Annotated in this window: 6 protein-coding genes; 5 read left to right on the top strand and 1 reads right to left on the bottom strand. The window is 43.0% G+C overall.

The annotated features are described in order from the left end of the window. Window positions 1-265: 265 nt before the first annotated feature. Complete coding sequence (locus tag V3S16_RS10325; protein ID WP_413884631.1) at window positions 266-967, bottom strand: Bax inhibitor-1/YccA family protein; 702 nt, start codon at window positions 965-967, stop codon at window positions 266-268. Window positions 968-1,466: 499 nt separating this feature from the next. Here V3S16_RS10325 and V3S16_RS10320 point away from each other — a divergent pair, with 499 nt between their 5' ends. The 5 genes from V3S16_RS10320 to dxs form a co-directional block, all read left to right on the top strand. Further along, entirely contained in the window at window positions 1,467-1,721 is a 255-nt protein-coding gene (locus V3S16_RS10320) for a hypothetical protein (RefSeq protein ID WP_413884629.1), read from the top strand. Window positions 1,722-2,285: 564 nt separating this feature from the next. Continuing rightward, the gene (gene xseA, locus V3S16_RS10315; RefSeq protein ID WP_413884627.1) at window positions 2,286-3,623 is read left to right on the top strand and encodes an exodeoxyribonuclease VII large subunit; all 1,338 of its coding nucleotides are present in this window, start codon (window positions 2,286-2,288) and stop codon (window positions 3,621-3,623) included. 4 nt (window positions 3,624-3,627) lie between these two features. After that, complete coding sequence (xseB, locus tag V3S16_RS10310) at window positions 3,628-3,870, top strand: exodeoxyribonuclease VII small subunit (RefSeq protein WP_413884625.1); 243 nt, start codon at window positions 3,628-3,630, stop codon at window positions 3,868-3,870. Next, window positions 3,863-4,759, top strand: a complete 897-nt coding sequence (locus V3S16_RS10305; RefSeq protein WP_413884624.1) for a polyprenyl synthetase family protein — start codon at window positions 3,863-3,865, stop codon at window positions 4,757-4,759. Before xseB ends, V3S16_RS10305 begins: the two co-directional genes overlap by 8 nt. 268 nt (window positions 4,760-5,027) lie before the next feature. Continuing rightward, window positions 5,028-6,877, top strand: a 1,850-nt coding sequence (gene dxs / locus V3S16_RS10300) for a 1-deoxy-D-xylulose-5-phosphate synthase (RefSeq protein WP_413884622.1), incomplete at its 3' end; no start/stop codon positions are given.

The raw sequence follows: 6,877 nt of genomic DNA, 5'->3' as shown, positions 1-6,877 counted from the left end.
CAAACCTTATAATCGTGAAGAAGGCCAAACGAATTGAAAAAGATATTTTCATCAATACTGGAAAAATTAAAATAGTTTAGTTCTTTAGTATTTGGAATTTGGAGCTTGTAGTTTGGAATTTATTTGAAATTTGATGCTTGTGATTTGTTATTTCCGGTTTATCCGGGTTGGGGTTTAGAGGTTCAATGTTTAGGCGTTGGCAGTTTAAGTGTTCAAAGGTAACCCTGAGCGGCGAAGCCGCGTTTTATAAAATCGTGCAACGATTTTATTCACGGTTACCCAGAAACATGAGCAGCATCAAGAACAGATTGATAAAGTCAAGATACAGCGTCAGGGCACCTAAAATGGCACCTTTACGTATGGTTGCACCGTCAAGCCCTTCGGGCTGCGAAAGCGCCATGGTTCTTAGTTTCTGGGTGTCATAGGCGGTTAATCCCACAAAAACTATAACACCAATATAGCTTACGATCAGGCTCATGCCCGAACTACGCACAAAAATATTTACAACCGAAGCTATTACTATCCCCATAAGGCCCATGAACATGAACTGGCCCATAGAGGTCAGGTCACGCTTGGTTACCATGCCGTAAATGCTGGAAGCAACAAAGGTTGCGGAGCAGATAAAGAATGTTGAAGTGATCGATGCGCTTGTATATATTAGGAATATTGCTGAAAGGGTCACACCGTTTAAGGCAGCATAGAGCACAAACAACGAGGTGGCGGTAGAAGCCCGCATTTTATGAACCCTGGCGCTGATGCTGAAAACAAGGGCGAGTTCTCCGATGATCAGGCCGAAAAAAACAAGCTGATTTCCAAAAATCAGTCTCATCATGGTTTCGCTGTTTGACACATAAAAAGCTACCAGACCGGTTAGCCCCAGGCCGATAGCCATCCAGTTATAGACACTACGGATAAATTCATTGACTTGAATTTGGGCTTGTGTCTTATGTGCTGGAATTGATTGCATTTTTACCTCCAATAAAATCGCTTCGCAAATAAAATCGCTTCGCGATTTTATGAAGCGTCCCGAAAGTATGCGGGACTTAACCCGAAAAGATGCGGGACTTAATAAGATGAATTCGTAAAAAGTCGAATTCATCACGTTTTAGGCTTTTATAAGCCTTAGGCTTATTAAGTGTTAGTTAGGTTTTAGGTTATTGTTTATCGTAATGCGATCTTAATATAACACCCATAACAGGTATTGCAAGCCGAAATTTCGTTAATGTAACATAATAGGACTGTGTTAAATAATTTCGAAATACACACGCGTAACTAGCCGTATCGTAACTTACAATCCGTTTATTCGGGGCTACAGTAACGACTTTTAACCATAATCCAAATTAATCCCGCAGCTTGAACGAAAGTGGTAAAAAGTCCGAAATACACATCAGCTTCTTGTAGCGCACAGAAACTCTCGGCGACTTGGCGCTGCGGGAGTTTCATAAAATCGCGGAGCGATTTTATTTATGAAACCGGAACAAATATATCAAGAACTGAAGGAACTTGCCGAAAAACTTAATATCACGGTATCCGAGCAGAGTTTAAGGCAGACGGGCGTCAAAGCCAAAAGCGGTTTTTGCATAGTCCAGGGAAGGCAGCGCTTTATCATGGATAAAAATAAATCGATTAACGAAAAGAATGAATTGTTAGCAGCTTGTCTTGCCAAAATGCCCCATGAAGACATATATATCGTTCCAGCTGTACGCAAGTTGCTCAAATAAAATCGTAAATAAAATCGTTTCACGATTTTATGAAACGCGGCTGCGCCGCTTTAAATATGATTGGTCGTTTTCTTTCAAAAGTTAAAATACCAAAATAGGAAAAGGGGAACCCCCTGGTTGGCTCTTTATATACTTGCATGGCATTATTTCCATGCTAAAGTTTACATAATATACCTTATCAGACATTGTTTGTTTTTTTTGTCAGGGCCTTGCCCAAATTTAAAATTTATTGAACGCGTTCTTTGGCTGTGATATAAATTCGATTTGCGATTTTATATGCATCGACCTTTTTTAGCCTATTATAATTGGATAATTGATAATCACCGCTGAGCCGCAGAGGTCGCAGAGAATTTGTTTCTTTTTTTGCTTTCCGCTGAGAGGACGGAAAGCAAAAACATGCATCCCTGTGGGACAAAGAAATAACTATTTGTATTTCAATACAGTATTACTTTTATAAAGCTTGAGCTATTTTTTTTTGCCGTCCTCTCAACGGCAAAAGAAATAATATTTAACTCTGCGGCCTTTGCGACTCTAGCGAAGCGAGCGGTAAAACAATATAAAAAAATGATTGACACCAGCACCCAACGCCGCATCTACAAAGTTTCCGAGCTAACAGCTGAAATTAAAGTTCTGCTCGAAGAGAACTTTCCACTTATCTGGATAACCGGTGAAATTTCAAATTTCAGAGTTCCCCTTTCAGGGCATTTCTATTTTACTTTAAAAGATAAAAGTGCTCAGATAAATGCGGTTATGTTCCGTGCTCAGAATCGCAAATTAAAATTTTACCCTGAGGATGGAACGAGTGTGACCGGACTGGGAAGGATAAGTGTATATGAACCCCGAGGCAACTACCAGTTAATATTAGAATATCTTGAACCGGCCGGGGCTGGAGCCATACAGGTAGCTTTTGAACAGCTTAAATTACGACTTGCAGATGAAGGACTTTTTGATGAAAAATACAAGAAGCCCCTACCCTTTCTGCCCAAAAAAATAAGCATCATCACCTCTCCAAGCGGAGCTGTGGTCCATGATATTTTAAAAATACTAAACAGACGCTTTTCAAATCTTAATATTGAAATCGTACCATCTAACGTTCAAGGTGACGGTGCTGAAAAAGAAATTGTGTCAGCTCTTGACCTGTTACAAGAGCGTGGGGATGCAGATGTGGTGATCCTGGCCAGAGGCGGCGGCTCAATGGAGGATATGCATGCCTTTAATTCGGAAAATGTTGCCAGAGCTATATTTGCTTCAAATATCCCGGTAATTTCTGCTGTGGGACACGAGACTGATTACAGCATAGCTGATTTTGTTGCTGATCTTCGGGCTTCCACCCCTTCGGCGGCGGCTGAAATGGCGGTTCCTCTAAAACACGACCTTATCAATCGGTGCGGCGAACTTTCAATGCTTCTAACTGCAAGATTTTTCAGATATATCAATAATCTTCAAGTGCTTATAAAGGGCTTGGCACAAAGACTGATCGACCCTCACAAGAAAATTGAAGATCTAAGACTTCGAATTGACGATCTTACATCGCGCCTTGTAAGAATATGTGTAAACAACCTGGCACAAAGACGTGAACGTTTGATGTGGCGCACTGAAAGTCTGTACAAAAATAGTCCGTTAAGACAGTCTAAAAAAGCTTATGAAAAGCTTGAACAAAATAAAGATAACCTCGTAATATATATAAAAATATATTTAGATAAAAAACAATTTTCACTCCGAGAGTTGTCGGCAAGATTGCATTCCTTGAGCCCTGCTGCTATTCTGGAACGCGGTTACAGTATTACCAGTACCCATCCGGAAGGAGTCGTTGTCAGAGATCCGCATACAGTTGCCGTCGGGCAAGACCTGGAAGTGATAGTTGCCAAGGGGACTTTATTTTGCAGAGTAAAGGGGAAATAGCATTATGTCTAAGCAAACATTTGAAAAAGCAATGAAAAAACTTGAACAGATCGTCCAGGGGCTTGAATCCGGAGACCTGCCCCTTGAAAAGGCTATTAATATTTTTGAAGAGGGTGTCAAACTCTCCAAGTTCTGCTCAAATAAGCTCGATGAAACCGAAAAGAGGGTCACAATTCTGATGCAGGATGCTGAGGGAAATGTGCTGGAAAAACCTTTTAAATTGGAAAATGATAAGGAAGATGAATAGTTTCGATCTGAATGGCTATCTTGTTTCTAAGCGTAAACAGATCAACGATGAACTCGTTATGTTCCTTGATTCCGCCGCAAATTCCAGCCGGATTAGCAAAGCCATGAAATATTCCCTTATGGCCGGTGGCAAACGCTTAAGGCCGATTTTGTGTTTGGCTGCCGCGGAGGCTGTCGGCGGCAAATCCGAGAATACCATTCGTGCCGCCTGCGCCCTTGAAATGATGCATACTTACTCCTTAATCCATGATGATCTGCCGGCGATGGATAACGATGACTTGCGTAGGGGCCAGCCTACGTGCCATGTGGCCTTTAATGAAGCTACCGCAATTCTGGCCGGTGACGGTCTTCTAACACTGGCATTTCAAATCCTTTCAACAAACAATTTCACTAGTGAAAATCAGGCTTCAAAATGGCTCGGGGTTTTGCATCATATTGCTTCGGCGGCCGGGTATGAGGGTATGATTGAAGGGCAAATGAGGGATATGGCCTCAGAAGGAATCCAACTTGAAATAGAGGCTCTTGAAAAGATGCATGTTTTAAAGACCGGTGCCCTGATAGAAGCATCCATCCATACTGGTGCTGTTCTGGGAGACGGGAGCCAAAATCAAATCGAATGTTTAAGAACTTATGCCAAAAATGTTGGGCTTGCATTTCAAGTTGTTGATGACATTCTGGATGTCGAAGGTGACCCTGCTGTAATGGGTAAGGGTGTCGGCAGCGATCAAACTCGCAATAAAAACACCTACCCGGCTTTAATGGGGATAAAAGAATCGAGAGCGTTTGCCCGAAAACTTGTCAACAACGCCTTGCAAGCACTGAATTATTTTGATAACAAATCAGATCCGCTGCGTGCCATCGCACAGTACATTATTGAAAGAGAACGCTAACGACTTCTTACGAGAGTGTTTTGTATTTGATGTTTAGCATTTAACAGTTCAGCCACAAAGACACAAAGGCACAAAGAAGGAGTATGGATTATAAACCTTAATGATTCAGTTTTATTGGTTAAATTGGTTCCATTGGTTTGGTTTGTTAACAAACAAAACCAATTAAACCAATCGGACAATTTAAATTAATACTATAATCTTAGTGTCTTAGTGCCTTTGTGGCTGAACAATTACAAAATATTAAATTAAGAAAAGGGTGTAACCGGTCTTGAGCCTATTGGAAAAAATAAACTCTCCTACTGACTTAAAGCGCTTATCGCAATCGGAGCTTCCTGTTTTGGCCCGGGAGATTCGCAAGGTAATTGTTGACGTGGTATCTAAAAACGGCGGCCACTTGGCGTCGAGCCTGGGTGCTGTTGAACTGGCGATTGCCATTCACTATGTGTTTGAAGCCCCCAACGATAAAATCATCTGGGATGTCGGTCACCAGTCCTATGCCCACAAACTTCTTACAGGACGCCGTCAGCAGTTCCATACCCTGCGCCAATACGGCGGGATCAGTGGCTTTACCCGTATGAGCGAAAGCCCCTATGATGCATTTTCAACCGGCCACAGCAGCACTTCCATTTCGGCAGGTCTTGGAATTGCCTGCGCCAAGTGCCTGAAAAAAGACAACGCTAAGGTTGTCGCCGTCATCGGGGATGGGTCCATGACAGCCGGACTGGCTTATGAAGGTCTAAACCAGGCCGGTGATATTCAAAAAAATCTTATCGTCATTCTCAATGACAACGACATGTCGATAGCGCCCAATGTGGGTGCCATATCCTCTTTGTTAAGCCGGGTTTTTTCCAAAAAATATATGCAGGATTTTAAGAGAGAATTCAGTGATTTTCTCAAATCTTTGCCCAGGATTGGAGACGATATTTACCAGTTTGCCAAACGTTCCAAAGAATCTTTTAAAACCTTTATTACGCCGGGGATGCTGTTTGAAGCGTTTAACTTTGAATATTTTGGTCCTATCAACGGGCACAATTTGAGCCATCTTATCGACATATTGAATAATATCAAAGAGCTTAACGAACCGGTGCTTCTGCATGTAACAACCAAGAAAGGCAAGGGGTACACCCCTGCTGAAAAAAATCCCATTTTTTATCATGGTGTTGGATGCTTTGACATCAAAACGGGAGAGTGCAAAAGCGATAATGATTCCATTCCGACATATACGGAAGTTTTTGGCAAGACCATCTTTGAAATGGCAAAAAATGATGACAGGATTGTTGCGGTGACTGCCGCTATGCCCGAAGGTACCGGGCTGGTTAAGTTTGCCGAGGCCTATCCGGATCGTTTTTTTGATGTCGGCATTGCAGAACAGCACGGCGTAACCTTTGCCGCCGGGCTGGCCAGCGAAGGTCTCAAGCCGGTTGTGGCCATTTATTCCACATTTCTGCAGCGGGCATATGATCAGATTTTGCACGATGTTTGCATCGAATCTTTGCCGGTGGTTTTTGCCGTCGACCGGGGTGGAATTGTGGGTGAAGACGGAGCGACTCACAACGGGGTTTTTGATTTATCTTATCTGAGAAGTCTTCCCAATATGGTCATCATGTCCCCCAAGGATGAAAATGAACTGGTCAGAATGCTCCGCACGGCCTTGTCCCATAATGGTCCTATTGCCGTTCGATATCCTCGAGGTGTTGGCGAAGGTGTGAAAATGGAAAACCAGGATACTCTTCTGCCGATCGGTCAAGCAGAGGTTCTCATTAGGGGGGACGATGTTTTGATCCTGGCTATAGGCCAATCGGTTTGCGAAGCGCTTGCCGCACATTCAATGTTGCTGGAACAGGAAATTTCAGCAACGGTTGTCAACTGCCGCTTTGTAAAACCGCTTGACGCTGACCTGATCGGTTCCCTGGCTCGCGATATACCGCGCATTATAACAGTGGAAGAGAATGTAAGACATGGCGGATTCGGGAGTGCGGTGCTGGAATGTCTGAGTGATCAATCCATAACCGGCTATCTACTGGAATGTATCGGCATACCGGATACTTTTGTTGAACACGGCTCTCAAACCTTTCTCAGATCCAAGTATGGTATCGACGCAGCGGCTGTCGTCAAGGC

The sequence above is a fragment of the Candidatus Desulfatibia sp. genome (assembly GCF_036446775.1).
Taxonomy (GTDB): Bacteria; Desulfobacterota; Desulfobacteria; order Desulfobacterales; family UBA11574; genus Desulfatibia_A.
Note: the sequence above shows the minus strand (reverse complement) of the source record. Positions and strands in the feature narration are given on the sequence as shown.